This window comes from Tardisphaera saccharovorans (assembly GCF_046635845.1).
GTDB lineage: Archaea > Thermoproteota > Thermoprotei_A > Marsarchaeales > UBA168 > UBA168.
The window spans coordinates 555762-580878 of the sequence record NZ_JAQQXN010000001.1; the positions used below are offsets into that span (position 1 = coordinate 555762).

Consider the following 25117-nt stretch of genomic DNA (forward strand, 5'->3'; position numbering starts at 1 on the left):
TTTGGTAAGCGAGCTAGCGACGGAAGCCCTCCTCTAACGCGACCGTAGATTTCATGTGCCAGGGCTTCGGCGCATTGGATAACGCCAGGGCACGAAAGGAAGGTCGACGGCCTTCCCGCTTATGCTTTTATTCGTGGTGGGATCGGTGAACGTCATGGGGGTGCCCGAAGGTGGAGCGCCGTCTTCTGGAATCGCTAGGGCAATCCCTTTCTTTAAAGTGGGGCTAAATGTGCCCGAGGTTATGAGCGCCAGCTCTGAGACGAAGCCGGTCCTTGGTATGCCCTTATCAGCTACGAAGCCGAAAAGCGATCTTTCCCTTTTCCCCTCGATCGCCCGCTTGCCGATGAAGTCCTTTTCCCACTTTATGAAGCGCGCTCCACCTATGTCCAAGGGCGTTCTGCTGGAGGTTTCTACCCCTGAAAGGGTGTATCCCGCCTCTATGCGCAATACGTCGCGCGCGCCCAAGCCGGCTGGCGATGCCCCAAGGGCCAGCGCCTTCCTGTAAACCTCTCTTACCAGTTCTGGAGAGCCAATGACCTCAAAGCCGTCCTCACCGGTATACCCGGACCTTGAAACTATGCCTTCGCTCCAGCACCGCTCCCATCCATTTAGGGGCTGGAAAGAAAACCACTGGCCAAGGCCGAAGCCCAGCGACGTGGCCATGGATGGGGATGACGGCCCCTGAACTGCGATCATGGCGGTTTCGCCCGTCACTTCCTCCACGGTTACTCCATGCCCCTTGAGCCATGCCACGTCCTCGTCGTAAGCGGAAGCGTTCACAACAAGAAGTATTCCGTCCTCAAGCCCGTAGGAGACGACGTCGTCTATTATGGTGCCGTCATCGCGAAGCATGAAGGAGTACTTCATCCTGCCGATCTTCGTCGACTCCACGTTGTTCGTGAAGAGTTCTCCTAGCTTGTCCGTGCTTTCAGCTGGGATGAAGAGCCTTCCCATGTGAGAAACGTCGAATATGCCAGCTGAGTTCCTGACGGCCAGAGCCTCCGACGATATGGAAGAAAAGTAAAGGGGAGTAAGCCAGCCATGAAAATCCTGAAACCTCGCCCCAAGCCCCTCCTCTAGCTGGGCCAGAGGCGTCTTCAGGCCCTCGCCGCTTTCCGTTCCCACTTATCTCGGCCTCCATCTCTCTGGCTCCCCTTACCATTACCCTGAGCTTCTCGAAGGCGACGGTTTTGTCGAGCAGTTTCAGCCCACAGTCCGGGTTCACGTAAATCTTCTCCGGAGGAAGCACCTTGAGCGCCTCTCCTATTCCGTACTTCACCTCATCTACGGTCTCGATCCTGCTGTTGTGAACATCGATCACTCCGAGCCCCAGCTCCTTGTCGTAGGAATACTCCTTGAGGAGGTCGAGGTCACGGAACTTCCTGTTTGTGAACTCGAGCGCGAACTGATCCACCTTTGCATCAAGGATATGGGGAAATAGGGCGCGATAATTCCCATAACATATGTGAACTCCGAACTTTACTCCGGTTATGCCTTTTACCACTTCGTTTAGGGTTTCCACCGCCCAATGGACCTCCTCGGGATGCGTTGACATGGCTGGCTCGTCTATCTGTATGAAGTCAGCCCCCACGCGTGCCAAGGACTGCACCTCCTGCCTTATGACGGATGCCAAGTCGAGGGCTAACTCTCTCTTGTCCCTGTAGTACTCGTTGAAGGACCAGTCAGCTATGGTATAGGGACCGGTTATGGGCACCTTTATCCCCTTACTTGTGGACTGCTTGGCAAAGAGGAACTCGTCAACCAGCATGGGGGACTTGTAGTACACCTTGCCAACGACGGCCGCCTTGTTGAAGTAGTTATTGCCCCAGACCCTTACGGGCCCCTTGAAGGTAAAGCCGCCTATGCGCTCTGTGAAGTACTCCGTCATCTCGACCCTCCTCATCTCCCCATCACTAGGTATGTCAACGCCTGCCAGCTCTTGCTCCTTTATGACAAGCCTTACCGCGTCATCCAGTGCACGCGCCTTCTCCTCGGAGCTAGCCTTTGGATTTGAAAGCGTTCTCAGCAGCCACTTTGGCTTCGGATAGCTTCCTATAACGCTGGTGGGAAACAGCATTTAGCTCACCTCAGACCTCCTTTTGACTGCCCCTAATACCCTCGTCTTCTGTTTTGAGACGGGATAGGGAAGTATGTCAAAGCCCCAGTTAGGAGCAACGTAAACTTCTCCAGTTGTATTTATGGATGAGACGGCGCGAAGCACGTCATCTGGATTTTCCAGTCTGGTGTTCCGCGCGTCGATCAATCCCAGCGCCGTTATGCGCTTTTGACCGCGCTCTTTCAAAGTGACCTTCCACGAAGGGTCAGCAAGGCAGTCAAGCCAAAGTCCGTCTACCGGAAGGTCAAGGAGCTTATCGTAAACAGGCGAAAAGGGCCGGAAGTAAACCATCAAGAGCTTTTTAGCTGAGCTAGGAAAGAGCTGAAGCGCGGCTTTCAGGTCATCCGGAAATCCTCCCTCTAAAAGGGAGGGCTCCTGGATGGCCAGCCATCCCTCGTACCCGTTTAAGACGGTAGATATGGCGCGCGCATAGTCCCAGTCGACGGCAGGCTCGCCCGAGGAAAGCTTGCTAAACGAGAAGGGGCCCAAGACCGTAAAAAGCCTGTTAGGCCACGGCATGAGCTTAAGCTCTGGCTCAAGGGATAAGGGTTTAAGTTGAGACTTGATAGGCCTTCTGTAAAAGTAGTTATTGTCGAAGAAGCGAGTCAGGTCTCCTTTTTGCCAGCCGGTGAGAAGCGAGGCGCTTCCCTCGACCACGTTGTCCCAGAGGAGCCTTCCGTCGGTTATGGCGTCAAGCGACGCCTTTTTTTGCGCGTCGACCAATTCTGAAACGTAACGGTTTAGGAGTGTCTCTACGTTGCTTTTCTTTTTTCTTAGCGCCTCTCCCAAGGCGTATGGCCTAGGATAAGAGGGCGCGGGTAACGCTCCAATCATGTAGATCTTCCGGACCTTCCCTATAACTCTTTCTACTTACTCGACTTCTTATTTGTAAGCGGTTAAAAAAGGGGTCGGCGGCACGAATTTTTCCAGTCGGTTTCGGGCTAAACGTTATTGCATGAGAAATCGATATTAGCGACCTACTTAGTTTCACATGCAGATAGGTAGGGTTTCAGAAAAAGACAAAGAAGAAATAGTGAAGATGACGCAGGATACCTGGTCGTGGGGCGACTACATAAAGGACGTTTTTGATCGCTGGCTCAGCGATGGAATTTTCATAAAGGCCGTTGACGGCTCTCGTATAGTGGGCATAATTCACCTGAAGGTCCTCCCTGATTATGCTTGGATCGAAGGGTTAAGGGTAAGCAAAAGCGAGAGACGCAAGGGAATTGGAAGGTATATTGTCGAGCAATCGATGAACATGATCGGTAGAGGCGTGTTCAGGGCGCTCATAAGCGAGGAAAACCTCGCGTCGCGCTCGCTCTTCGAGTCCCTGGGTTTTCGCGTTATCTCGCATGCCTACTACAATCATGGCTCCGAGGTGATTCCACCCTTGCAAAACCTAAAGCCCAAGCCCGGAAAAAGCGCGTACCTCGACGATTGGATATGGTATCCTGAGAACTACTGCAAAGGGCTTTACGAGGGAGATCTTGATGGGGCTAAGATCACCTTCGTGAAAGCAAACCCCATATTCCTGGTTGAGGGAACGCTTCCACTGAATTACGAGTTCACCAGCGGCGAAAAGTTCGAAGGGGCCGAGGGCTTCGTTGTTGTTGAGCGGTCTGCCCTTCGAGCTGAGGCCTTGACTTTGGCTTAAGCACCAATCCCACTAGCGCGGCTATTGATCCTCCTATGGCAAGGAAAATCCCCGCCAGCATTGCCGCTAGGGCAGCTATCATGCCCGTTAGCGAGGTTGTCAACGTGGAGTAATGAATATCGGTAGTCGTGGTTAAGTTGTTCACGAGGTAAAGGGCTACCGATCTGCTCCCGGTGTTATAACACTCCGCCGCAAACGTGCCGTTAAGGTTCTCGGACGAGACTTCTCCACCAGTGGAGTTGATGAGCAAAGGAAGCCCTGCGGAGTCGTTGTAAAGGGCGGTAGTAAGCTTTCCAGGTGGGACTTCCGCCATGGTGAAGTTTTCTCCGGGGCTAAGGCTTTGCTCTTGTTTGAAGGGCAGCAGCGAGTCAAGCGAGAGAGTGGCATTGAACATGTAGGGACTTGCGAGGAAAAGCACAAGCCCGATGGCCAGAGCGATGGCTCCCGCGATCACTAATTTCTTTCTCATAAGTAATGCGTAGGTTCGCATTTAACCTTTGGGGGTTGGGGCGGAAGTCCCCGCCCCTAAGGAAGGGATAGTTCATGGCCTACGGGCGTTAAGAAACGTCTTTATATGAGTGCGATCTCTACTTATGATAACATTTATGGCAGTTTCGCCACATGGCGATGAGCTGCTTAGCCCCAACGATCCCGAGAGCGCAAAGCTCAATGAGGCCATGCGCGCGGTTGCGAGGGAAAGGGATAACGTGCATATAGACACGTGGGTCGTGCTCACGCCGCACAGCATAAGGATTCCCGATCACTTTGCCGTGCTGACCTGCGAGAACCTTCAAGGAGAAATTGACAAAAAAACCACCACCGTTAAAACCGACCTTGAGCTTGCCCGCGCCATATCCAGAAAGGCTAGATCGCTGAGCGTGCCAGTGGTAGAGGTCAACTACGGGGCTTTGGAGGGACCCCTCTCTGTACTTCCCCTGGACTGGGGAGCTTCCATACCGCTCTCGTTTTTATATCGCGGAGAAAAGCTCGTCGTCATCGGTCCAGCGAGGGAAGTGAGCAGGAAGGAACTCATCTCGTTCGGAAGCGCGGTGGGGGAAGAATGCAATAGCTCACAGAAGGACGTCGGCATAATCGTAAGTGCGGATAACGCTCACGCCCACAAGGCCGATGGGCCGTATGGGTTTAGCCCCGCTGCCAGAGCCTATGACGATCTCGTGGTTAAGGCCTTCAAGGAAAACGACCTCAACCTCATAGCTGGGATCGACGACGGCCTTCTGAGGGCAGCTAAGCCGGACAGCTTCTGGCAATTCATGGTAATGCTGGGGATACTGAGCGTTAAGCCCATGAGGCCCGTGTTCCTAGCGTACGGCCTACCCTCGTACTTCGGGATGCTTGTAGCTTACTTCGAGGAAAGCTAGCGAATGACGCCTAAGATGCTGGCTTTAGCGGAAGTACTCCTTGAGGGATGAAAGCTCCTCTGGCTTAACGCCGTAGGCCTTTGCGGCTATCCGAAGCGCGTCCTCTTCTCCCAGCTGCGTTGAGAGGTTGTCAAACTCGGCGTAAGCCGCTCCCCTTCCCCAAACGTCAGGAAACTCGTCGGCGTTCTCAGGGGTTATGTAGGGCGAAGCCGTTGGCAGGAAGTTTCTGTACTTGGCCTTCCTCAGCGCTCCAAGCTTCTCGGCATCCTCGCGCCCGAACTTGGCAAGAAGGTAGGCCTTGTACTTCGCCCTCCAAGCTTCCTCTAGATATATGGGCACTTCGTGAGAGAGAAAGGACATCACTACGCGGCCCACGAAGGAAAGCATGTCCGTGGAAACCTTGTCTGCGAAGTCCTCTGAGGAATGGTAGTACCGGTCGGGCCAGTTCGTGAAGTCCATGGCGGGGATGCCGTTCTGCACAAGGACCGCGTGGTCGCTTCCTATGTCGAAGTCGACGAACTCGTACCTTATGGCCGAGCTATCTAGGTCCCTTACCAGCTCCTTTACCAGCTCTTCATAAGGCGACTTCTGGGAATAGGGCGTATAGGATATCTGTAGCGTGGAACCCGTAATGGCCTGGTTCTCCCCGACCATGTCAAGGTTTAATCCAAACTCATAGCTCACGTCGTGGTTTGAGAAGAATGCCAGCGATCCATAGTGCTCGGGAATCCAAAGGAAGTCGGCCCTTGCTCCCGCGTTAGCGAGCTCAAGCGAGAGACCAGCTCCGGAAGCGTTGTCGTTTGCTCCCGGGAATGGATGGCACATATGCGAGCTTACAAGGAACTTCGATCCGGTCCGCGCGTAAATCACTGGCATCTTCTTTGGCTCTGTCCTTGTCTCCACGTTTATTCTCACCTTTTGCCCTTTTATCTTCTCCACGAGATTCCTCGGGACGGCTACTGCCGGCAGAGAGTAGGAGAGCTCTTTCTTGGTTAGGAAGAGCCCGCGATAGGGAACCGCGGTTTCAGGCAGCGTGTCGCTGTAAAATATGACCGCCAGCGCGCCGCGCTTTACTGCCTTGAGATACTCCCTTTTAGCGTCGCGAACCGACGTCAAAAGTATCTTTCCATCAGAGGCTTCAAGGTCGCTTGTGACAACTCCCTCCACGTCGCCAGATGGAGAGTGGCCGCATATGAACAGGGGCACGTCATCGAAACCTATGAGCTTCTTGCCATCAGCGATGAGCTCTCCCCTTACCGGATCCCAGCCCATTGGGGCCACGAAATTCCCATACGTGCTTTCCCCATCGTATTTGTAAAAGATCATTTCCTTTTCCTTCAGGTTAAGGTTTTCATATATGTACTCGGCGGCGTCCAGAAGGCCCTGAGATCCCTGTATTCTGTGAAATTTCGAAATGTTGTAAACGTTGTCGAAGGCCCTATAAGGGTTAAATGCCTGCATGAAAACGTCCTGACCTCGCTTAAAAGCTGATTGGAAGGTATCCCTGGTTTACGTAGTAGGCCAGCCTTTCGCCAATAGGGTGAAGTTGCACGCCTATCTCCGTTAGCCTCTTTGCTGCTCCTGCCTGGTTTGCCACAAAGACGCAGGCCGAGTCGATTACTCCCTTCTTTATCAACCGGTTAACCGCCTCGAGCTCTTTATCTTGAGCCTCCGCGATGTAGCTTTCGCTTGGTCCAAAGAAAAGCACCTTTACGTCCTCGTACCTTTTCGCGTCAAAGGATCTTTCGGCGAGTGTTAAACCCAGCGAGAACTTTTCCGGATCGTCCTTTCCGCTCATTATCAGAAAAACTACTTTTGTCATGAATTCATACGATAACGTCGTTATAAGCGCTACGTATGAGGCTCATCGGATGCTAAAACACCATAAGCGTAAAAGGGACCGGTGAACATGATGACATGAAGACGGTAGTTATCGCGGGCGGCGGAGTAGGAGGCGTTGTAGCGGCAAAGCGCCTATCAGAACGGCTCAAGGGCAAGGCGAATATAGTGCTCATAAGCGATAACGAAAAGTACCTCTTCCCTCCGTATTTTGCCAATGTAGCCTTAGGGGACATGCAACCTGACGAGATCTCGTTACCTCTTTCTAGGCTGGAAGAAAGAGGGGTGAAGTTCGTGAAGGCAAAGATAAAGAGCTTTGATCCGGATAATCGCAAGGTCATAACGGATTCCGGGGAGGTTCAGTACGATTACCTGCTTGCGAGTTTGGGCTCTGAGCTTGACTTCGAAACTTATAACTTGGCAAGTGGATACCACAACTTTACGCTGGAAGGAAGCTTGAAGATGAGGGATGCGCTTTCGTCTTTTGGAGGGGGCAAAGTGGTCATCTTCACGCCAAGCCCCATGTACAGGTGTGGGATATATCCCTTCGAAATCGCCAATCAACTGGATGTCATATTCAGAAAGAGGGGAATAAGAGATAAGGTGAGCATAACGCTCGTTCACCCCTTCAAGAACCCCATCGAGCCCCTTGGCCCGGAGGCCGTGAAGATAACCAACGAGCAGTTCCAGAAGCGCGGCATAACTTACGTAGGTGGGAAAAAGCCAGTAAAGGTAGATGACGCCAAGAAGGCCGTGGTCATGGAGGGAGAGGAGTTCCCGTACGACCTTCTGATAACCGTGCCTCCCATAAAGGTGCCGTCGCCTTTCGTTGGGACGCCCTTCGTCAAGAGCACGCCCATGGGGGACTGGACTGATGCAAATCCGCTCACGGGCAGGAGCACCAAGTACGACGACGTCTTCCTTCCGGGAGAGCACAGCATGCCGGTTCTTGGCTTACCTACGGCCGGCGTTCCCGTTCACTTCACTTCCTTGGCCAGCTCCTCCGTCATAAGCGGGGAAATCTTGGGAGAGCCGGTGGACCCGGGTCAGATAAACGCCATGGTCTGCGCCATGGACTACGGGGACTTGGGGCTGGTTATAAACTGCGACGTGACCCAGGAGAACGGTGCCTTAAAGTGGATAGGAAGCTGCTACAGCGTCCTGACGTCACCGCTCGGCAAGTACGTAAAGGACATGTTTTATAGGAGCTTCCTGTTAACTTCTATGTAGGTGATTATGATGTCGAAAGAAAAAAGCGAAAAGGAACCACAGGAGGTTAGGATTACCGAAGCGCCAGAAATATCGGATGAGGATTTGAGGGCACTATTCGCCGATCTCATAGAGCTAGAGAAAAGCGGCACGCTCGACGTGGCCGTAACGGCCATCAAGAAAATGGATGAACTGCTTCAGTACCTTTTCCAGGAACCTGCGCTTTACCGCCTTCTCGCGGTCCTTCTGGACGGAAGCCTTGGCGCTGCCCGCCAGCTCAGCGCTGAGGACGTCATAAACCTTAAGGCCACCATATCGGAGGTGGGAGGGTGCGTGGCAAAGAACGCTGGCGTGGATAAGCTCAAGAGCGCGAAGCCGCTGGGGCTTGGCGGACTCATGAAGGCAATGGGCGATCCAGACGTCCAGAAGGGAATAGGCATAACCATCGAGCTGCTAAGGGCGATCGGTAAGTGCACCTCGGCCCAAAGCAAATGAGATCCTTTTGTGTAAACCGAAAGACAATTAAGGGCTCCGACGGCGTTCTTATGGAGAAGACGAGCGTGCTGAGGCCGCTTGATGAGCTCTCAACGGAAGGCTTCCACCTCAAGGTATGGGTCACGTCTGGCATGGGCTTTTTCACGGATGCCTACGACCTCTGGATAATCAGCGTGGCGCTCATATTTCTAACTCAGGTCTATCACCTTACCGATGCCGAGCAAGGCATGCTGACCAGCGCCTCGCTTTTTGGGGCATTTTTGGGTCCCCTGCTCTTTGGCAGGCTGGGCGACCTATTTGGGAGAAAGTACGTTTACGGCCTCGAGATGTTCATACTTTCCTTAGGCGCCATAGGTTCTGCGCTTTCCCCCACGTACAACATACTGTTGTTGATGCGCGGCATAATGGGTTTCGGCATAGGAGGTGATTACCCTACCAGCGCGACGGTGATGGCTGAGTACTCGGGAAGAAGGAACAGGGGACAGCTGACGGCCATGGTATTTGCTATGCAGGGATTTGGCATTTTGGCCGGCATAGCGGTTGCCTTTGGGCTCATGTCGCTTTCTCTTAAGGCCGATCTCATATGGAGGCTTATGCTTGGATTCGGAGCCATCCCTGCTCTTTCCGTGATCTACCTTAGAAGGAAAATACCCGAGACGCCTAGGTTTGACATAGCGGCGGGGAAGGTAGAGGAGGCAGCCAACACGGTAAGCCAAGTTACGAAGAAACAGGTCATGGTTAACTCGCAACAAACGACGAAAATAGACATGAAAAGGTACATAGGTCTTTTCATGCCCTACATAGTGGGGGTATCCATTGCGTGGTTCCTTCTTGACGCCTCTTACTATGGCACTGGCATCTTTCTGCCATCATTGGCGGGCGTGCTAGGCTTCACTGGGACTCTTTCGAAGATAGAGATAAGCGCCCTCACCTTTGGCCTGGCCGCCTTTCCAGGTTACTGGGTTGCCGTAATGCTGATGGATATAGAGGGAAGGAAGGCCATGCAGACCATCGGTTTTGCGCTCATGGGTTTCCTCTTCTTGGTGTTGGGCTTTGTTGGTAAAGAGCTTGAGGGGACGGCGTTTCTCTTCATATATTCCCTCACGTTTTTCTTCTCCAACTATGGTCCTAACACCACGACGTTCGTTTACCCAACGGAGCTTTTCCCAACGGAATTCAGGTCAACTGGCCACGGAATAGCTGCCAGCAGTGGAAAGCTCGGAGCCGCGATTTCTACCTTCATTTTTCCAATTTTGTTGGCAGAGTGGGGGCCATATAACCTGATGATATTTCTAGGATCTCTGGCCCTCGTAGGCGCCGCGGTGACGGTAGTGCTGCTGCCCGAAACCAAAGGCAAAAGCTTGGAGGAAACCTCCATGGAGAACGAGCTCATACTGTTGCAGACGTCGCTCGTGTCGCTCTTCGACAGGCTCCTTGAAGACATAAAGAACGGCGCGGAAGTCCTTCAAAAGGAGTCTTCGGGAGAGATCGACGCGAAGGAAGCCATCGACGAGATCAGGTTTTGGGAGCACGAGGGGGATGACTCGGTACATGAGATATTTGTGTCGCTGAACTTGAGGAACATATCCTTCATGGATCACATGGACATAGCCCAGCTCACGGAGAAGCTCGATGACGTGCTTGACGCAGAACAGGCGACCGCTTACAGGTTCATGCTTTATCAGGCCAAACCGAACGACGTAACAAAGCAGTTCGCCAAGGGGATCGTTGAGCTTTCATCGCTCCTGAGGGCGGGAGTCGATCACCTAAGGGACCTCGTGCATGGGGAGACGAAGGAGTTGGAGGAAATCATAAGGAGGATACATGAGATAGAAAACGAGGCAGACGACCTGCTTAGGCTTGCACTAGCTGAGGTATTTAGCCAAAACGACGCGATAACCATCATCAAGTACAAGGACCTATACGAACATTACGAGCTAGTAAGTGACCTCGCTGAGGACGTGGCAGACGTCATGGCAGATCTGGCCGTCAAGTACTCGAAGCAGGGCTGGAGGTAGTCTGATTTGGGTTTTTGATCGTTCGGAAGCTGCTTAACTATTTGTTCGCAAGCTCCCGAAGGACCGGAGCTTTCTTGGGATCGTTTTCTGTGGGTTTGGTGTGACCGTTAAGGGTTTACGCATCGCGACGACAGGTCATTTCGCAACGCATAAATATGAAGCCCAATTAATAAATGGCAAATTGCAAAAAACGTATGGATCTATCTGGCTGGACGACCGGTTTAACGCCATTTCCCTCATAACCTACATGCTTCTCGTGCTTCTGGCCTCCGCTTTTCTAACAAACTGGTTTTCGTTGGGCGACTTCTCGTTTGGCACGGTAGAGTGGTACCACGCGGTCATGATACCATTCACGCTATTTCTCATGATAGTTGCGGCCGCTTCGGTCGGACTTGGAAACAGGATAAGGGCTGCACTTAACCTGAGCACTTATCCCGTGATAGCGACCACCCTCTTAGGCATAGGTTTTATGGGCTCTCCTGTGGGCACCGTCGCTGAGGGCGTGAGGGACGCATGGGTCATGCTCCTCGCGGTGATTTTCGACGTTGGTTTGTTGATATTTCCGTTCAAGGAAAAAGAAAGGTTCAAGCAAGTGTTCGGCGCTTACGTGCTGTTGTTCGTGGCTTCAGTTTCTGCTACACTTGCTGGACTTTACGGACTGCTTGTTGCACAGGGGATGTTCGTGGGCTACTCTTCCATGCCTTTCCTTCAGTCATACATAAACGGGCTCGGGATAAACGCCTCAACGTTTGAAGGAAACTTGGTCACCTCTCACTCTCATGAAATGCTTCCAGCTGTGATGGGAGGTATAGTTGCCCTTACCGCCTTCATGGTTCATTATGAGAAGCTGGACCCCGGAAAACGGAAGCTGGTGAACGTCGGAATGCTTGTTTCGACCTTCGGCGTCATAAGCATGAGCTACCTTTACTTGATATCGGGCTTAGGAACGTACTCCATACCCACAATAGCGCCCTTTGGGCCAGGAGGTATGAATGGCTTGGCTCTGGACGACAGCCAGACAGGGATCGTGGGTTGGGGGGCGCTGATATCCCTGGTGGGGCTATGGCCATTCGTAAAGAGGAGTTCAGTTAGAATTGCCTCCGTGCTCACCTGGATTTTTGCGATGCTGGCGCTAATAGGGATTGGCTATTACATCGAGTTCAACGAAAGCTACTATGGGTTCGGATCTCCAGGTGTACCTCCGAATGGAGGGCCCGGTTACGCGCATGACGACGCTTTTATGAGTGGACATCTCATGTATCCCTTCTTCTTCCTACCTTTGCTCGCCGCGGTCACTATATATTTGGACTGGAAGCTTCCTGAGGGATCGCGCATAAGGCCTCTGGTTTACTGGTTATCGCTTTCCGGCATGGTACTGGGCCTCATAGGACTTGCCGTCTTCTTCGTAACTCTGATACCCTACGTGGAAGCGGCGGGGGTCGCGCTAATGGGTGTTGCCATGGCGGTAGGTCTTGCCGGACTGTATGGTCAAAAACTTCGTTGATTTTTTAAAGCCTCGCGTAAGAGGCGGCCTCTAACCCTGTTGATTACTTCGGGAGGAAGCTGCGGTATTTCCCCAACTACCCTTGTCGCGTCTATGTCGATGCCATCTCTTCTTATGTCTATGTCTTCGTCTGGTTTCACCCGTGTGGCAAGGACCCACGCGAGGGTATCCTCATCTGCTTTCTCGACATCCCTAGGGAACCTGATGTTTATTACTCCCTGCGAAGTCTTTGCCGTGTCTATAGCTAAAAGGACCTGTCCACCTCCTAGGAGCCTTACAGATAACCCATCGCCTTTCACGGAAAACGACGCGTTTCCAGAGCTGACGGCTATGAGCTTAGCAGAAGTTCCCTCCGCTCCGGTCGGGTTGGAGCCTATGGAGTAAAGCCCCTTCACGATCTCGACTCTTTCTGGAGAGTAACTTGCGGCCAGGTTAGCTAAGATACGGTACAGGGAGAGGTTCGTATGCCCCTCGTTTACGAGCGCCAACTTCGAGAAAAGGGGATCTGATGCAAGCAAAAGCAGTCCCAGCTGCTTTGCCAGGCCCGCCTGAGGAGGATCGACATATCCCAATACCATGTAATTGGAAGCACGCTGAGGCCAGAAAAGCCTGTAAGTGTGCCCAGGAGGCATGACCGAGTTCGTCACCCTTTGCACGGCCGCATGCCTTGGGAACGAGAACAGGTTAATGTGTTCGTTGGAATTAGATGGCTGAACGTCATAGTATATGGCATCTTTTCTCCTTAAAATCGATTTCACGCGTGCGACGTTCTTTGTGGAGTCAAGCCCCACGTAGCCCGTGTACTCGCTAAATGGCCCCTCGTCGAAGCTCTCGGGTAACACCTCGGCCTCAAGGGCGATCTCGGCCTCGGCCGGCAGTGGGATGTCGTTCTCAACGCCCTCCGTTAGGGTAAGCGATAGGGCGCTTGCCGCCTTCTTGTACTCGTTCTCAGTGAATGACGCTGCTAGCAGGTATAACAGCGGGTGAACTCCAACGATTACCGTTATGGGCATTGGGATGTTCCTCTTGAGTGCTTTCTGAACGTACGTGTAAAAGTGGCCCTTTGAGCCGCAATCGAAAGCGTACCTGTCCTTTCCGATAAGCTGTATTCTCGTGAAGCTAAGGTTAACCTCCTCTTTCCTTTCTGGATTTCTGGATGTCACTATGCCACCGGTTATGTAGCGTTGAAACCCCTTTCTCGTGCCATCTTGTATGAAGTGAACTGGCACGGGAAGCCGAAAGACATCTACGTCATTACCTGTGATTACGACCTCCTTGACGGGCGCATCTTCTGACATGCGTGGACTTCCCTCGTTTCCAGTTACGAAGTTCCAACGATCAAAGGCAGAGGTGGGTTGGTCTGCTCCCAGCGCAAAGGCCAGTCTCTCCTCGCTTCCCAGAGCGTTTGTTGCCATGCGAAAGCCGTCATAACCCTTCACACCTTCGAAAAGTATAACCGGATTCTTCTCTTGGAGGGCGTAGTAACATGCAGTCGGCTCGTAGTTTGGGTCGACCTCATCAAGTCTAACCAAGTCTGAAGGGTTTGCGCGCTCGTATGCTTCCAAAAAACTCCTTAGGGATAACGGGGGATCACCTTGCTCTGAATACGGCCATTAGGGCGCTTGCAATCACGAAAGCCACGAAAACGACGGTGCCAATTATCACCGGGGAACTTATTGAAAGGAACGTGCCATAGAACACAAACGCCAAAGCTATCACGGCCGCCGCGACAAGCAACACGTCCATCGCTGTGTACCTGCCCCCGGAGTTCTTTATGGCGCTTGGCATCGATGCGTTTATGAGAACGTGAACGAGCAGGGTTCCGAGGGTAGCTGCGGTGGCGGTGAAAAGAAATGCGTTGAAACCACCCAGCAAGATCGTTGAAAGGGACGCTATGGCTAAGGCCGTGAAAAAGGTGACAAAGGCAGCCACATGCGGTGTGAGTCTTTTGCCGTGAACGCTGGACACTGGCGCTGGGAGTATCCCATCCCTTCCCATATCGAACATGACCCTTGAGGTGCTGTTTGTCAAAACGACTGCTCCCGTGAAAAGGCTATTTATAAACAGGACGGCCAGCAAAGCCGCGGCATATGGACTTATCTCATCATAAACAAGCGAAACGCCCGGGACAAGCGCTGATGCGTAGGTGCCCATCTGAGAAGGACCCCATGCAACGGTAAAAGCGTAAGCGGAGAAAATGAAGAACGCGCCCAATATGAGCGCGGTAAATATGAGGGCTTTGCTGATGCTTGACTTCGGATTTTTGGCCTCCTCACCCAGTGGGGTAGAGTTACCGAAGCCGGCGAATGCCGTGTACATGAAAAGCATCCCAAGCGCTATCCCGGATAGTCCCCCGGTAGCGTACTTGGGAGTGAAAACGGCGAGCGTGTTATTTTTGCTTATCAGTATGAGCGCTGCTCCCAAGATCACCACCGTGGTCATTTCTATTGCTGCCATGATGAAGGAAAACCTAGTTGACTCGCGTATTCCTGCGTAAGAGAGCGAAAAGGCAAGGCCTAGCGTTACCAGCAGAAGGAGGAACCATAGATAGGACGGTATGTTTACGTTGAATACTTCTGAAAGCATGGCTGGAACGAAAACCGACATGCTCAAACCCACAAAGGATATGGCCATGATCTGGTAAAAAACGTACATCATGCCAGTGAACACGCCCAGCTTCCTTCCATATCCCGCCTTGACGTAGGCGTAATACCCTCCTGCGCTAGCCACGCGCTTGGAAACCCGACTAATGATGGTCGCGTTTAAGAGCACCAGAAGGAATGCCAATAGCGCGCTTAATGGAAGGGATCCTAGGGCAAACGCCGCAGCTCCGGTCATGGTAGCCACCGCTGCCCCAGCCGGAGCCACCGCGGCTATACCCTGAAAGAGGACTTCCGCAAACCCGATCGCGTCTTTCCTTAACGTTACCTGTTTCTGCATTTTGAAACTGACATGTATCGATATTGGCATTAATAAGAGTATTTGTACGCATAAGTACACGAGTTCCAAATCAACGTTCTTTGATAACAAAAACCTTTAAATCCTGAGGGCCGGCTGAGAAAATGAGATTGGAATACGACGTTATTTACTTGGGCGGAGGGCCAGGAGGCTACGTGGGCGCGGTGACCAGCGCTTCTCTGGGAAAGAAGGTGGCTGTGGTGGAGAGGAAGAAGATCGGTGGGACGTGCGTTAACGTAGGCTGCATTCCCGCAGACGCGGCGCTGGCCGCCGCGGAGACGCTCTACTCCGCCGAACTAGGTGTATTTAACGGTAGCATATCTCTCGACTTCAAGGCAAACGTTCAGAGGGCCAGAGACATAGCTAAGAGGACATCGGAAACCGCGACCTACGTGCTCCAAAGCCTGAACGTTGACGTGATAAACGGCGGGGGTAAGCTCGTCGAAAAAGGGGTGCAAGTGAATGGCGAGACCTTGCACTCCGAAAACGTGGTCTTGGCGACGGGAGCAACGCCCATTATGCCAGATGTGGACGGATTAGACCTTAAGAGGGTCATAACCAGGGAGAACTTTTGGGAGTTACAAGAACTTCCTAAAAAGGTGGTCGTCCTCGAAGGAGGGGAACCTTCCTCAGACATCCTTGAGCTGTCGCAGATCCTTGCAGCGGGCGGAGCGAGCGTGAAGTTCTTGGACGAAAACGATGAGATATTGCCTTGGGAAGACGCTGAGCTCGCGGCTTCGCTTAGGGAAAGCTTGAGCAAGAGGGGCTTCGAGTTCAACATGGGAATAGAGCCAAAAGAGGTAAAAGGCAACAAGGTCGTTTACGCTCAAAACGATGAGGAAAAGGAAGCCGAGTTTGACGCCCTTCTGGTGTCATATGGGTGGATGCCGAACGTTGAGCACACGGGAGCAGAGCAGCTCGGCGTTGAAACCGAGCTCGGTTTCATAAAAGTGGATGAGACGGGCCGCACCAACCTACCCTGGCTTTACGCGGTAGGAGACGTCACGACTCACCTGGGCGCAGCCTCCGCAATGCACATGGGGAGGGTTGTCGCGCTTAACGTTGCAGGGAGGCACGTCACCATGGATTACAACCAGTTCCCCCGTGGTTGTGCCACTATCCCCGAACTTGAAGGAGTCGGGCTCACCGAGGAGGGAGCGAGGAGGGTCGGCATAAACCCCGTTGTGGGGACCGCGTATTTGGCGGCAAATGAAAAAGCCATAGTGGAGGGGCGGCCTGAGGGCTTGGTCAAGATAGTGTCTGACGACAAAGGCAACATAATAGGAGGAGGGGTGCTGGGTTCTCATGCGTCCGAGGTAATTCATGAGATAGTTCTCGCCATGAGGATGAAAGCCACCGTGGCGGACCTTGCACTTTCCAACTTTGAGCATGCCACCATATCGGAATCGGTTCAGGAGGCCGCTCTTAAGGCCTTTTCAAGCTTGGGGTGATGTGAAATGACAAGCATGAATGGGAGAATAGAGCTGAGCGCTTCCAAGTCGAAGGTGCTGGCCTTCGTTACGGACCCAGATCAGTTTTCAACCTGCCTACCGAACGTGCAGGAGTTTGAGAAGAAGACCCCGCAGGAATTTACCGCGAAGTTCAAGGTTGAGCTTCCGACTGACATGAGAAAAGGCCTTCTGGCTAATTTGGCCAACGTTGGCATAAAGATGAACTTCAAGAGCGAGGTGGCTGGCGATTCTGTAAGCATACATGGGGAGGGAAGGTCCATGGGCATGAAGGTGAGCATCGATCTAAAGATGGTCGTATCGGAGGCCGCTGGCAAGACGGGCATCGATTGGAACGCGGACGTGAACGCGGGCATGATACTGAAGCTTATGGGAGAAGATAACTTCAAGAAGGTAGCTGACGAAATAATAAATCAGCTGGTGTCAGCCGTTAAGGCAAAGCTAGAAACTGCGTGAGACAGGCTTAAATTTTTTATCGCTGAATTGAGCCATGATACAACAAGGAACTGGGAAAAACGGGAGAAAGGCTTCCCGTAATAGGGCTTGGCACATGGCAGCTCGGAGAAGGTAGCGGCGAAGAAGCGCTCGTGGCGGGAGCCGAGACAGGCGCCAAGTTCATCGATACGGCGGAGATATATCATACGGAGCCGCTTGTGGGAAGGGCTCTTTCCCGGATCAGGGCGAAGGGAATCGGCGTTTTTGTGGCCACGAAGGTGTGGCCAACCCATTTCCACCACGACGACGTCATTAAGTCATGCGAGGGAAGCCTGAAGAGGCTTGGCCTAAGCACCATCGACCTCTACCAGCTCCACTGGCCAAATCCCTCCGTTCCCATATCGGAAACGGTGAAGGCCATGGAAGAGCTGGTGGACCAGGGGAAAATAAGGTACATAGGAGTAAGCAACTTCTCGGTCAAACAGCTTGAGGAGGCAAGGGCCTCGATGAAGAAGTACGACTTGGTTTCAGATCAAGTCGAGTACAGTCCCTTCAACAGGGAGGCAGAAAATGAGCTTATGCCCTACTGCGAAAAGGAGAAAATAACGATAATAGCTTATAGCCCGCTTGGGCACGGCCAGCTCTTCAAGGACAGCGAGCTGAGGATTATGCTCGAGAAGATCGGCAACGCTCACGGGAAGAGCTGGGTTCAGGCTGCTCTGGCTTGGCTCGTCTCCAAGCCGCAGGTGGTAGCCATACCCAAGGCATCCACGCCAGAGCACGCGGTGGAGGACGCAGGAGCTGGAGATCTGGTGCTTACCGCGGAAGAGACCTCTTCTTTAGACGATTACCTCAAGGACTATCTGTCATCGGGATCGTTCAGGCGTAGGGCTTTTAGGGCGCTTCTCTCTGCGTACATAAGGTTAGGAAGCGCACTTTAAAGGTCGTTTTCGGATTCTTAGTAGCTAGCCTTTATATGAGAAGGCTTAAATGCGGTAACCCTCATCATATGAAAATGACTGGATTTGTAGACTTCTTGAGTACGCTTGGTTACCTGTTGCTGGTAGCTGACGTTTACGCTGGCTACATGCTATTTAGGCTGATCAGGGGAGGTTCCATAACGCGCGAGGCAGGAGCAGTACCACTTAGTCTTGGGTTGGCGTCCATGGGCTTAGGGCTAGCTATGGACGTTGACTGGCCGTTACCTGGTCCCTTTAACTTCATATTTGGAGATCCCTTCCTGCTGTTTGCAGTCCTGTTAATCGCCGCAGGGCTCGAGATTTTGGCCTTTGGAAACCTAAATTACATAGAAGGACTGGCCGTCCCAGTGGGTCTGATAGCGATACTCTACGGGATAATTATAGCCCATAACTCCTTGGATCCAATATATGTTTGGGGTATGTTCATGCTGCAGGGTCTATCCGGGATATTTGCAGGTCCCGCGTTCGCTAACAGCAAGAAGAGGTACCTGCTTTGGATAGCGTTATTGCTGATAGTGCTTGCAGCACTTCTCACCGCAGCCGTGTGCGTGGAGACGAGCTTCGAGCATGTTGGCGAGTTCGCCAAGTACTACCCGTGATTTTTTGTTTTTTGACGGGCAAGATGCGGATGCTTGCCCTAATGCGAGAAACCTTCAGCCTTTCGCTCTAATAAGCAGGCCGAAGTCGCCCTTAGGGATCTGCCCGCCTGCGAAAGCGCGAGGGCTTCCAACGAGGGCTTCCAACCGGAGAGAGGCCCTTGCCGGCGGTGCCCTCCCTCGCTTCGCGGGAAGGCGCTCGCGTGCGTGCCGGTGAGCGCCAAGGTGAACAGCCCTCGCGACCGCCCGACGAGCCAAAGCCCCTTCTGTTATATGGCTTAGTTCACAGGGTTACCCATTGTCCTTTTTCTGATGATAGTGATATATCGTCGATGATCTTTTGGTTTAGAAGGCCGTCCTCCAGTGTTGCACCAGGGTAAATGGGCTTATTGTTCGCCACGCAGTCGAGAAAGTGCCCAATTTCTATATCGACTGAGTGCTCCCAGCCAAGCACGTGGCCCGGGGGCCACCAGATACCTCCGTAAGGGTGAGATGGGTCGGTTGCTATTATGGTTCTGAATCCCGAGACCTTTTGCTCATCATCAAACGTGAAGAAGTTAAGCTCGTTGGGCCTTTCAAGGTTAAAGGCCAAGCTCCCCTTGGATCCATGCACCTCGAACCTGAAGAAGTTCTTCATCCCAGGTGAGACCTTCGACGCCTCAACAACGCCATAAGCGCCACTGGTAAAGGAAAGCAGCGCCACAAACGCATCATCTACTTCCTGGGGAACCATCGTGCCGTCGCGCGATGGGAGTTCTTGCTTGACGGTGTACGTCTTTCCCATTACCCCCTTGATCGCTCCCAGTAAGTACAAGGCCATGTCGATGGCATGAGACCCTAGATCACCCAGTGCTCCCGTTCCGGAGAGTTCCTTGCTTTGTCTCCACGTGGCCCTAGCGCTGGGGCGCGTGAGCGATTCATGTAGATAAGCTGCCCTGTACTCGTGGACCTTGCCTAGCCTCCCCTCTTCTATTAGCTCTTTGGCTAAAGCCACTGCTGGAAGGAAACGGTAATTGAACGCAAGCATACCCTTGACGTCGTCACCTGCCTTCTTAGACGCTTCAACTATTTCACGAGCCTCTTGTGCGTTCATCGCCATAGGCTTTTCGAGCAGCACGTGCTTTCCATTGTTTAAAGCCGATATGGTTGGTGCAGCATGCATGTGATTCGGGAGGCAATTATCGATCACCTCGCCCATCGAAATCGCCTCGGTCAGATCGGTCGTGTAGGTCTTGAAGCCGAACTTCTTTGCGAAGGCCTTTAGTGATCCCAGATCCCGTCCATAGACAACGCTCAGCTCCGGTTCTTCGGAAAGCTGAAAGAAGCGAGGGGAAACCAGGTAAGCGTTGGCGTGCGCCTTCGCTATAAACCCATGACCCAATAGCGAGATTTTCATTTTTATCACGTAGACCCCCGTCAGTTAGAACGGGGAGATAGAAAACCATATAGCGCAACGTAAAAGTATTTTGGGATCGTTCCCTGAAAACAGGAGCGAAGTTAGCCGCTCAGGGAAAGATATCCTCATCCTCAGGTGCGGCCGCGTCGCAGAAGCAGACGAGAGCCGGTTCAGTCCTCTAACTCCGGTTTGGCGTACAACTTTCTTTGGACCCCTGGTTGGAGGTCTTTCTGCGGCTAACTCCGGTTTGGCGTACAACCGTGACCTTAAGGCGGCTTAGCTGTATCTCAACGAGAACTGCGGGTCGGGTTTGCCCCCGTAACCCCGGTTACTCCGTTCCGAATCTGGCGAGGGCCCCGGGCCTTGAACCACAGGCAAACTCTTCATGGCTAAGGCTGACGTTCACCAATGCTTGGCTTGGGTTTGAGCTATCAATACACCAATAAACCGGGCTAGCAAAAAGATTGGGATAACTTGGTAAGGCAGGGATTGACCTAGAACTAGCCCTCACGGATCGACGGCTAAACGGGGAGACCACGGCCGGAGAGCTACTCGGATCATGCGTGGGCAATGCCTCAATTTTGGGCTTTGCGTTTTTGGAGATGTCTCGCAGGAACCAACGACTTCCGCTCGCTCTAGGGCTCAAGGGCAATCCTTGGGTCATCGGCAAAAAACGGATAAAGCGCCATGATAACGGGTTGCACGTAAAGCTCCCGTCTTGATATCACCTTGGTTAGGTACCCCACCGCTCCCTCGGCATGCTTGCTATCCTTGGCTCCAAAGAACCTGTCAACGGCATCTCCCAGTTCCATACCCGCGCCAATTAGATCAACAATACCCTTGGGCAGGGAGAAGGCTGCTGAGAAGGCAAAGTTCTCCTTGCCGCTTGCCGACGAAGCGTAGACCACCGCATAAGCGAGCGTTTTCGTGGCGTAACTGCAAATCCCTCCCTCAATGCCGATTCCCACGTCGGAGCCTGATATCTTGGTTGACTCCCTTGCCCTGTTTCTGGCGCCCTCAAACGTCTGATCGCAAACTGGCTGATCAGGTACTCCAGACCGTACCTCAACGGGAATAAGCTCGGCATCGACCTTCATGAGTTTTAGCGCCTCTGTCACCGCCTCGACCTTTACCCTGTTGACAGAGCCCACAGCAACGCGCATTTTCGTAACTGTGGTCGGAGCGATAAAAGCGTGGTGAAGGTTAATACGGGCCCTTGTGAGTAAAATATGGAAGCGGATGAGCTGAAGCAGTACGCGGTCGTGCTAGAAAACGTCAAGAAGGTCTATGGCGGAGCAGTACCTACTTATGCGCTAAAGGGGATCAACCTGAGGATAAGAAGGGGAGAGTTTGTGTCTGTCGTCGGCCCCTCTGGTAGTGGGAAGTCCACGCTTCTTAACATAATGGGAGTGCTAGACAGGCCAACCGAGGGCAAGGTCTACGTCGGCGGGATAGACGTCCTTTCGCTCCCTGACTCGAAGCTTTCGTATGCCAGAAACAAGTACATAGGCTTCGTGTTTCAGTCATATAACCTGATCAACAGGCTCACCGTGCTTCAAAACGTTGAGCTACCGCTCATGATAAGAGGTATGTCAAAATTGGAGATGGAGGCCAGGGCCATGAAAAGCCTCGAAATGGTGGGAGTTGCTACCCTGGCCAACAAGAAGCCGAATGCGCTGAGCGGAGGACAACAGCAGAGGGTGGCGATAGCCAGAGCGCTTGTAACGGAACCCGAGTTCATCTTGGCCGATGAGCCCACCGGAAACCTTGACACGACAAACTCGTTAATGATCATGGACCTGTTGAAAGCCGTAAATCGGGAAGCGGGTAGGAGCATAGTAATGGTAACTCACAACATGGAATTGGCCAAGATGACCCACAGGATAATTCACATAAGGGATGGGCTCATAGAAAGTGATGAGCGCTTGGGGCGAGATCCATGAGATACGTAGCGGTAATTGCGATTTTGGCGTTGCTCGCTTTGGTGGTATTTCCGGCCAGCGGACAGGAAGTCCTCATCGTAACTTACCAGTGGGGAACCGCGAATCAGCAGATAAGGCCAAGGCCCGGCTACACCAACGTACCATTTACCGTAGAGGTCGTGCAAATGCCCAACGTGTCCATACTGTACGGGCAACTGAACCTCGAGGGAACACCGGTCAAGAGCATTTCTGGAGGCCCTTACGCTTACGCAGCTCCTGAAAGCGCGCAAAGCGAGATCTCGTTGAGCAACTCAACCCCGATACCGGGCATATCCATACCAACGGTAACGACCGGTTCGACCGCAACATTTCTCACTTTTTACCTCAACGTCCCGCAGAGCGCCAAGCCGGGCAGCTATCCCTCGCTCTTAACGCTTGTTTACAGGAAGTCCGGCGTTACCCGCGATTATTTCGCGTACGTTAACCTCACGATCTACGCTCCGGAGAGGCCGGAACTCGTAGATCCAGCCTGGATAACCGGCAACATGTCGTCATTTCCGTATTCGGGCTTCGGCCTTGACGACCTTCAGGTTTACCTCTCAAACCCAAGCTCAGTACCTTTGCTTGGCGTTAACGTCACGCTCTTTCTCCCGCGCGGTATCCTCGGTCTCAATGGTGAAAAAACGGTCTCTTTCCAGCTGCCTTACGTACAACCAAAGGGCGTCGCGCTACTTCAGTTTCCCTTGAACGTAACGAGCGCGGCTTTGGTTGGAAATCAGCTCATCCGGGCAAACATAAGCTTTCAAGATTACTTCGGAGGACACTACTCTACACAGGCGTCGTTTAACGTCATGCTTTACGCTAGGCCTAAAGTCACGCTTCTTGCTAGCAAAGGGCACGCGCAGTCTGGAGGTATTGTAAACCTTAGCCTTATCATATCCGTCCTTTCTTCATCACCCATATATCACGTGACCGTGAAGCCGGAATTTCAGCCGTTTGAGCTCATATCGGGGAATCTTAGCTCGATAAGTTCCATAGGCGGGAGGGATAACGCGACGCTCCGTTACAGCTTCTACGTACCACAAAACGTGCCTCCGGGCATTTATCCAGTTATGTTTACGGTGTACTACGGAGCTCCCTTGCAGTCCGCAGCGCAGTGCACCACTTTCGTGACGGTTGCCCAACAGGTTCAAAACCTATCCGTGTCGCTGGCGCCGGCGTATGCCTACTACAACAGGAACAATACCATGCTCGTTAAGATGACCAACTGGGGCTCGCCGGTTTACGGCGTTCAGGTCTCCCTCGAGCCCGTTCAGGGGCTGTACGTGGCCCAAGGGAACGGCCCCTGGAGCCTTGGCACGTTGGAAAGAGGAGAAACTGCCGTTTTACCCCTAAGCGTTATCCCAAGCGTACCCGAATCTGGCCCATTGCCGCTTGAGTTCATAGTTACCTACAGGAACTCCATGAACTACACGGAAGAAGCTCGGCTCACCGCTACCCTCTTCCTAAAGGGCCTCATAAAAATCTACGTGACCTCGCCATCTGTTCCAGTGACGGCCATAAACGGAACGAACGCGACTGTTTCTGGCATTCTACTAAATGAGGGTACTTCCGAGGCCTATTACGTCAACGTGGGCCTATGGCCATATAATTGGTCTCAAGAGCAATACATAGGTAGTCTTCCCGCGGACTCGCCCACTCCTTTCAGTCTGTCCGTGTCAATTCCCAAGAACGCTCGGGGAACATACCAGCTCTACGTAAACGTCACATATCAGGACGCACTGGGCAATTCCTACGTGTACAGCTATCCGATCGCCATATCCGTGCACGAGCAATCTACCAGACCACGCGGCACGATGAACTACGCGCTTGTGTACGCGATAGCGGGCGTCGCCATCGCGATCGCGGCCTCTTCCTATGCATTGGTAAGAAGGCGGAGGCCCAAGCGATGAAGCTCGCGAGCTTTCTTGAGATGGCTTACGAGGCGTTAAAGGAAAGAAAGACGCGCTCCGCTCTAACCATAATCGGCATACTGATCGGACCAGCGGCCATTATAGGGATAACGTCCATGGTTGGGGGATATCGGTCCTACATAACGTCCCAGCTGCTGAAGCTCGGGACGAACACCATGGCCGTTGTGCCCTCTAGCTCTTTTTCGCTAACCCAACGCGACGTTCAGATAATCTCCGGAATAGCTGGCGTTAAGGGCGTGTTTCCGTATTATTACATTCCAGCCATCATAAGCACAGCGGGAGGTAATGAGGACGTTTACCTCTTCGCGATAAATGCCCAGGAGGGATTGGAGGAGGCCGTGCCCGGAATAAGCCTGCTTTCCGGCAGATATCCGCCCGCCTACCAAACCTCGGCGGCGGTGTTGGGTTACCTCGTGGCCAACCCCCGCAACGCCTACTACCCACATTACAAGACCGGGCAAGTGGTAGACGTCCACGTTTACGCAAATGGGAGGCTCACGCAGAAGAGCTTTCTTGTCACCGGCGTGCTCAAGGAGTTCGGCCAGAGCTTCTTCGTTGACGTGGATGAGGACATTTTCGTTCCTTTAGCGACGGGCCAGCAGCTCACCGGGAGTTCAGCCTATAGCGGCATACTGGTAGTCGTTTACAATTCAGGAGACGTCGATCACGTCAGCAGCGTCCTTGAGTCGCTTTACGGCAATCAGGTGACGATATACACGGCCGAAGAGGGAATAAGCATCGCGAACAGCGTAATAGGGTCGCTCAACGCCCTGCTGGTCTCCGCGGCCGCCATATCTCTTCTCGTGGCCTTCGTGGGAGTTACCACTACCATGTTCACCAGCATAGTGGAAAGGACAAGGGAGATAGGGCTGCTTAAGGCGCTCGGGTTCACGAACGTTGACGTCATAGGGATGTTCGTAGCCGAGTCAGCACTTATGGGCATAATGGGAGGGATCGCAGGATCGGTGCTGGGAGTCGCTATCGCTTACCTGCTTAGCTACCTCAAACCGGCCAGCGGCCTTGGCCTCACGTCGTTCATACCCCCGGTGATCTCTCTCGAGACCGTTTTCATGGCCTTTGGGCTATCTGTGCTGGTAGGCATAGTAGCTGGTGTGATACCCGCCTATAGGGCATCACGGCTCATGCCCGTGGAGGCCCTAAGGCACGATTGAGC

The 25117-nt window shown here is 52.9% G+C and carries 22 protein-coding genes and 1 pseudogene; 13 read left to right on the top strand and 10 right to left on the bottom strand.

Features of this window, described 5'->3' with window-relative positions; translation table 11 throughout:
* Positions 1–51: 51 nt before the first annotated feature.
* The 3 genes and pseudogenes from PRZ02_RS02765 to PRZ02_RS02775 all read right to left on the bottom strand — a co-directional run bounded on the left by PRZ02_RS02765 (position 52) and on the right by PRZ02_RS02775 (position 2950).
* The gene (locus tag PRZ02_RS02765; RefSeq protein ID WP_449464314.1) at positions 52–1125 is read right to left on the bottom strand and encodes a glycine cleavage system aminomethyltransferase GcvT; all 1074 of its coding nucleotides are present in this window, start codon (positions 1123–1125) and stop codon (positions 52–54) included.
* Positions 1112–2077, bottom strand: a pseudogene (locus tag PRZ02_RS02770) (methionine synthase); the annotation flags it as partial. The pseudogene PRZ02_RS02770 and the gene PRZ02_RS02765, both read right to left, overlap by 14 nt.
* Positions 2078–2950 (bottom strand): hypothetical protein, encoded by an 873-nt coding sequence (locus PRZ02_RS02775; protein WP_449464315.1) that lies wholly within the window; start codon positions 2948–2950, stop codon positions 2078–2080.
* A gap of 157 nt (positions 2951–3107) precedes the next feature.
* Between PRZ02_RS02775 and PRZ02_RS02780 the strand changes: the two genes are divergently transcribed.
* A complete protein-coding gene (locus tag PRZ02_RS02780; protein WP_449464316.1) occupies positions 3108–3770 on the top strand; it encodes a GNAT family N-acetyltransferase in 663 nt (220 codons plus the stop codon).
* Here PRZ02_RS02780 and PRZ02_RS02785 read toward each other — a convergent pair.
* On the bottom strand, positions 3682–4239 hold the full coding sequence (locus tag PRZ02_RS02785) for a hypothetical protein (protein ID WP_449464317.1): 558 nt from the start codon (positions 4237–4239) through the stop codon (positions 3682–3684). The genes PRZ02_RS02780 and PRZ02_RS02785 overlap by 89 nt on opposite strands.
* Positions 4240–4363: 124 nt before the next feature.
* Between PRZ02_RS02785 and PRZ02_RS02790 the strand changes: the two genes are divergently transcribed.
* Positions 4364–5149 carry a DODA-type extradiol aromatic ring-opening family dioxygenase gene (locus PRZ02_RS02790; protein ID WP_449464318.1) on the top strand — a complete coding sequence of 262 codons (786 nt, stop codon included), beginning with the start codon at positions 4364–4366 and terminating at the stop codon, positions 5147–5149.
* 24 nt (positions 5150–5173) lie between these two features.
* Here PRZ02_RS02790 and PRZ02_RS02795 read toward each other — a convergent pair whose 3' ends face one another.
* Both PRZ02_RS02795 and PRZ02_RS02800 read right to left on the bottom strand, forming a co-directional pair.
* A complete protein-coding gene (locus tag PRZ02_RS02795; RefSeq protein ID WP_449464319.1) occupies positions 5174–6610 on the bottom strand; it encodes a DUF4910 domain-containing protein in 1437 nt (478 codons plus the stop codon).
* A 19-nt stretch (positions 6611–6629) separates the two neighbouring features.
* Positions 6630–6971 (bottom strand): hypothetical protein, encoded by a 342-nt coding sequence (locus tag PRZ02_RS02800; protein ID WP_449464320.1) that lies wholly within the window; start codon positions 6969–6971, stop codon positions 6630–6632.
* Between the two features lie 95 nt (positions 6972–7066).
* Here PRZ02_RS02800 and PRZ02_RS02805 point away from each other — a divergent pair, with 95 nt between their 5' ends.
* The 4 genes from PRZ02_RS02805 (at position 7067) to PRZ02_RS02820 (ending at position 12214) form a co-directional block, all read left to right on the top strand.
* Positions 7067–8218, top strand: coding sequence for an NAD(P)/FAD-dependent oxidoreductase (locus PRZ02_RS02805; protein ID WP_449464321.1), 1152 nt, complete (start codon positions 7067–7069; stop codon positions 8216–8218).
* Positions 8219–8227: 9 nt separating this feature from the next.
* The gene (locus tag PRZ02_RS02810) at positions 8228–8692 is read left to right on the top strand and encodes a DUF1641 domain-containing protein (RefSeq protein WP_449464322.1); all 465 of its coding nucleotides are present in this window, start codon (positions 8228–8230) and stop codon (positions 8690–8692) included.
* A 50-nt stretch (positions 8693–8742) separates the two neighbouring features.
* Positions 8743–10710, top strand: a complete 1968-nt coding sequence (locus tag PRZ02_RS02815) for an MFS transporter (RefSeq protein WP_449464323.1) — start codon at positions 8743–8745, stop codon at positions 10708–10710.
* 181 nt (positions 10711–10891) lie between these two features.
* Complete coding sequence (locus PRZ02_RS02820; RefSeq protein WP_449464324.1) at positions 10892–12214, top strand: hypothetical protein; 1323 nt, start codon at positions 10892–10894, stop codon at positions 12212–12214.
* Here the strand turns inward: PRZ02_RS02820 and PRZ02_RS02825 are convergent.
* Positions 12199–13779 carry a UbiD family decarboxylase domain-containing protein gene (locus PRZ02_RS02825; RefSeq protein ID WP_449464325.1) on the bottom strand — a complete coding sequence of 527 codons (1581 nt, stop codon included), beginning with the start codon at positions 13777–13779 and terminating at the stop codon, positions 12199–12201. The two genes, PRZ02_RS02820 and PRZ02_RS02825, sit on opposite strands and share 16 nt — an antisense overlap.
* Before the next feature lie 25 nt (positions 13780–13804).
* A complete protein-coding gene (locus tag PRZ02_RS02830; protein WP_449464326.1) occupies positions 13805–15154 on the bottom strand; it encodes an APC family permease in 1350 nt (449 codons plus the stop codon).
* 122 nt (positions 15155–15276) lie between these two features.
* Between PRZ02_RS02830 and PRZ02_RS02835 the strand changes: the two genes are divergently transcribed.
* The 4 genes from PRZ02_RS02835 (at position 15277) to PRZ02_RS02850 (ending at position 18655) form a co-directional block, all read left to right on the top strand.
* Positions 15277–16623, top strand: a complete 1347-nt coding sequence (locus tag PRZ02_RS02835) for a dihydrolipoyl dehydrogenase family protein (protein WP_449464327.1) — start codon at positions 15277–15279, stop codon at positions 16621–16623.
* Between the two features lie 6 nt (positions 16624–16629).
* A complete protein-coding gene (locus PRZ02_RS02840; RefSeq protein ID WP_449464328.1) occupies positions 16630–17097 on the top strand; it encodes a CoxG family protein in 468 nt (155 codons plus the stop codon).
* An 80-nt stretch (positions 17098–17177) separates the two neighbouring features.
* On the top strand, positions 17178–18017 hold the full coding sequence (locus PRZ02_RS02845) for an aldo/keto reductase (protein WP_449464435.1): 840 nt from the start codon (positions 17178–17180) through the stop codon (positions 18015–18017).
* 74 nt (positions 18018–18091) lie between these two features.
* A complete protein-coding gene (locus tag PRZ02_RS02850) occupies positions 18092–18655 on the top strand; it encodes a DUF981 family protein (RefSeq protein ID WP_449464329.1) in 564 nt (187 codons plus the stop codon).
* A 280-nt stretch (positions 18656–18935) separates the two neighbouring features.
* On the opposite strand, the gene PRZ02_RS02855 is transcribed toward PRZ02_RS02850, so the two are convergent.
* Together PRZ02_RS02855 and PRZ02_RS02860 are read right to left on the bottom strand one after the other, a co-directional pair.
* Entirely contained in the window at positions 18936–20048 is a 1113-nt protein-coding gene (locus PRZ02_RS02855; RefSeq protein ID WP_449464330.1) for a Gfo/Idh/MocA family protein, read from the bottom strand.
* A 635-nt stretch (positions 20049–20683) separates the two neighbouring features.
* Positions 20684–21211 carry a DUF84 family protein gene (locus tag PRZ02_RS02860; protein WP_449464331.1) on the bottom strand — a complete coding sequence of 176 codons (528 nt, stop codon included), beginning with the start codon at positions 21209–21211 and terminating at the stop codon, positions 20684–20686.
* A 66-nt stretch (positions 21212–21277) separates the two neighbouring features.
* Between PRZ02_RS02860 and PRZ02_RS02865 the strand changes: the two genes are divergently transcribed.
* Genes PRZ02_RS02865 through PRZ02_RS02875 form a run of 3 tightly spaced genes read left to right on the top strand, consistent with a single transcriptional unit; the run spans position 21278 to position 25115 of the window.
* Positions 21278–21991 carry an ABC transporter ATP-binding protein gene (locus tag PRZ02_RS02865; protein ID WP_449464332.1) on the top strand — a complete coding sequence of 238 codons (714 nt, stop codon included), beginning with the start codon at positions 21278–21280 and terminating at the stop codon, positions 21989–21991.
* A complete protein-coding gene (locus PRZ02_RS02870) occupies positions 21988–23922 on the top strand; it encodes a hypothetical protein (protein WP_449464333.1) in 1935 nt (644 codons plus the stop codon). Before PRZ02_RS02865 ends, PRZ02_RS02870 begins: the two co-directional genes overlap by 4 nt.
* Complete coding sequence (locus PRZ02_RS02875; RefSeq protein WP_449464334.1) at positions 23919–25115, top strand: ABC transporter permease; 1197 nt, start codon at positions 23919–23921, stop codon at positions 25113–25115. Before PRZ02_RS02870 ends, PRZ02_RS02875 begins: the two co-directional genes overlap by 4 nt.
* The last annotated feature ends 2 nt before the right edge of the window (positions 25116–25117 follow it).